Source organism: Paenirhodobacter sp., from assembly GCF_041916475.1.
In the GTDB taxonomy this organism is placed as follows: domain Bacteria; phylum Pseudomonadota; class Alphaproteobacteria; order Rhodobacterales; family Rhodobacteraceae; genus Rhodobacter.
In genome coordinates, this window is record NZ_JAYRZN010000060.1 from 9763 (window position 1) to 11969 (window position 2207).

The 2207-nt window shown below is 69.4% G+C and carries 4 protein-coding genes and 1 pseudogene; 4 read left to right on the top strand and 1 reads right to left on the bottom strand.

From position 1 onward, the window contains the following. Positions 1 to 40 precede the first annotated feature (40 nt). From ACOMG5_RS16670 to ACOMG5_RS16685, 4 genes are all read left to right on the top strand, one after another. A complete protein-coding gene (locus ACOMG5_RS16670) occupies positions 41 to 301 on the top strand; it encodes an EF-hand domain-containing protein (RefSeq protein WP_420344916.1) in 261 nt (86 codons plus the stop codon). A gap of 69 nt (positions 302 to 370) precedes the next feature. Continuing rightward, positions 371 to 955 carry an RNA polymerase sigma factor gene (locus ACOMG5_RS16675; RefSeq protein ID WP_420344917.1) on the top strand — a complete coding sequence of 195 codons (585 nt, stop codon included), beginning with the start codon at positions 371 to 373 and terminating at the stop codon, positions 953 to 955. Continuing rightward, complete coding sequence (locus tag ACOMG5_RS16680; RefSeq protein ID WP_420344918.1) at positions 948 to 1292, top strand: hypothetical protein; 345 nt, start codon at positions 948 to 950, stop codon at positions 1290 to 1292. Before ACOMG5_RS16675 ends, ACOMG5_RS16680 begins: the two co-directional genes overlap by 8 nt. A gap of 19 nt (positions 1293 to 1311) precedes the next feature. After that, positions 1312 to 1797: a periplasmic heavy metal sensor gene (locus ACOMG5_RS16685; protein WP_420344919.1), complete on the top strand. Its 486-nt coding sequence runs from the start codon at positions 1312 to 1314 to the stop codon at positions 1795 to 1797. A gap of 308 nt (positions 1798 to 2105) precedes the next feature. On the opposite strand, the pseudogene ACOMG5_RS16690 reads toward ACOMG5_RS16685, so the two are convergent. Beyond that, positions 2106 to 2207: pseudogene (locus tag ACOMG5_RS16690) on the bottom strand (IS5/IS1182 family transposase); the annotation flags it as partial.

Here is a 2207-nt window from a genome sequence, read left to right on the forward strand (position 1 = left end):
TAACTGTTCAAACATTTGGACCCCGCCGGGCGGCGCGCGCATGTTCGAGCGGATGGACCGCGACGGCGATGGCGCGATCTCGCCCGAGGAGATGGAGGCCATGCATCAGAAGATGATGGACATGGGCCCGCGCGGCGACCGGATGGGCAAGGGTAAAGGCGAAGGCATGGGCAAGGGCATGATGGGGCAGCACGGCGAGGGGCGCGACGGACACGGCCCGCGCGGCGATCATCAGGGCCGCCACGCGCCTCCGCCGGCCGAAGGCGCGCAGGACGGCGACGCGGCGCCCGACGCGAACTGAGGCAGTGCCCGGCCCCGCAAAGCCGGGGCCGGGTTTGCAGCGGCGCGGCTTTCGCGCTAGTGCGGTGGCATGACGATGGCATTCGACGCGCTTGAAGAAGTTTCCGACGAGGCGCTTCTGGTCCTCTATGGCAACGGGGACGGGGGGGCTGCGCGCGCGCTGACGCTGCGGCTGGCGCCGCTGGCGCTTCGGGTCGCGCAGCGCATGCTGAACGACCGGGCCGAGGCGGAGGATCTGGCGCAGGAGGCGATGCTGCGGCTGTGGCGGATTGCACCCGAGTGGCGGCAGGGGGAGGCGAAGGTCTCCACCTGGCTCTACCGGGTGGTGACCAATCTCGCGACGGACCGGCTGCGGCGGCGGCGCTGGGTCGGGCTCGACGAGGCTCCGGAAATTCCTGATGGCGCCGCCTCCGCGCTGGAGCGGATGATCGAGGACGACCGTGCGCAGGCGCTGGAGCTGGCGCTGGCGCAGCTGCCGGCGCGGCAGCGCCAGGCGGTGGTGCTGCGGCATCTGGAGGGCATGTCGAACCCGGAAATCGCGGCAGCGATGGAAATCGGGGTCGAGGCCGTAGAAAGCTTGACGGCCCGGGGAAAGCGGGCCTTGGCGGCGCTGCTTTCGGGGCGGCGCGCGGAATTGGGGTATGGCCATGAGTGACGAACGCGACCTGGACGCACTGCTCGATCCGTTCTTCGCGGCGGCGCGCCGCACGGCGCCCGAGGCGCGGCCGGATTTCCTGGCGGCGGTCCTTGCGCAGGCCGATGCGGCGCTGGTGCGCCCCGCCCCGGTGCGGCGGCAAGGCCGGGCGTGGCGCATTCTGTCGGCGCTCGGCGGCTGGGGCACCATTGGCGGGATGGCGACGGCGGCGGCCTTCGGGCTCTGGATCGGCTTCGTCGGATCCGAGCAGGTGCTTGGGTTCGCCAGCCTGGATACGGCAGAGGCCGCGTCTTCGGTGCTGACCGACAGCGACATTCTGGCCCTGGCGGGCGAGTGAGGAACGAATGGGAGAGCGTGTGCAAGGCAGGCAACGGTGGATCAAGGCGGCGCTGATCGCATCGGTGACGCTCAACCTTCTGGTGGCGGGCGTGGTGGCGGGCGGCATGCTCGGCCGGGACCGGTTCGACGGGCGGGCGCCGCAGGCGGGCGACATGATGCTGGGGCCGCTCGGCGCCGCGTTTTCGCGCCAGGACCGGGCCGAAATGCGGCAGGATGCGGAGCGGATCGGGGTTGATCTGGGCACCATGCGCAACAGCCTGCGGACGGATGTGGAAACGCTGATTTCGCTGGTGGAGGCCGATCCGTGGAACCCGGATGCGGTGCAGGCCCATCTCACGCAGATGCGCGCGCGTGGCGACCAGAGGGCACGGCTTGGCGAGCAGGTGATGCTGCAGCGCCTGGGCGCGATGAGCGCGCAGGAGCGGCATGACTATGCCGCGCGGCTGCGGCTGAAGATGGCCCATTTCGAGCGGCACAGACGGGATGACGGCGGCGCGGAGTGAGGCGGTGGGGCTGGCCGGCTTCAGGGGCTATCGCGCCGCATCTCATTCCGGATTTTGGGAATCGCGCTTTCTTCAGGCTGGGCTTGGCGCAGCATGTGGGCGCCGGTGCTGCACCGGGGGAGAGGGCACGCCGGCAGTGCCGATTGTGTGAAGACGCGGCCGAGGCTGTGTCAGAAGTCGGCTCTGATGCGTCACCGCAGAGCGACATGCCCCGAGACGCCAATATTCGGCCCTTCGCGCGTGCCAAAATGTGGGCGGTTTTCATTTCGAAGAACGGCATTCTTAGGGCCCAGACTCATTGCTTTTGACAGCCGGAACAAGACGGTTGCGGCGAGCATGATCGCGGAGAAGAAGGTTTCCGGACATCGGTCGTATCGTGTGGCGACCCGCCGCCAGTCCTTGAGGCGGCC

Excerpts from the sequence above, each read along its gene's own strand:
- ACOMG5_RS16670 (WP_420344916.1), top strand. The coding sequence starts at position 41 with ATGTTCGAGCGGATGGACCGCGACGGCGATGGCGCGATCTCGCCCGAG.
- ACOMG5_RS16675 (WP_420344917.1), top strand. The coding sequence starts at position 371 with ATGACGATGGCATTCGACGCGCTTGAAGAAGTTTCCGACGAGGCGCTT.
- ACOMG5_RS16680 (WP_420344918.1), top strand. The coding sequence starts at position 948 with ATGAGTGACGAACGCGACCTGGACGCACTGCTCGATCCGTTCTTCGCG.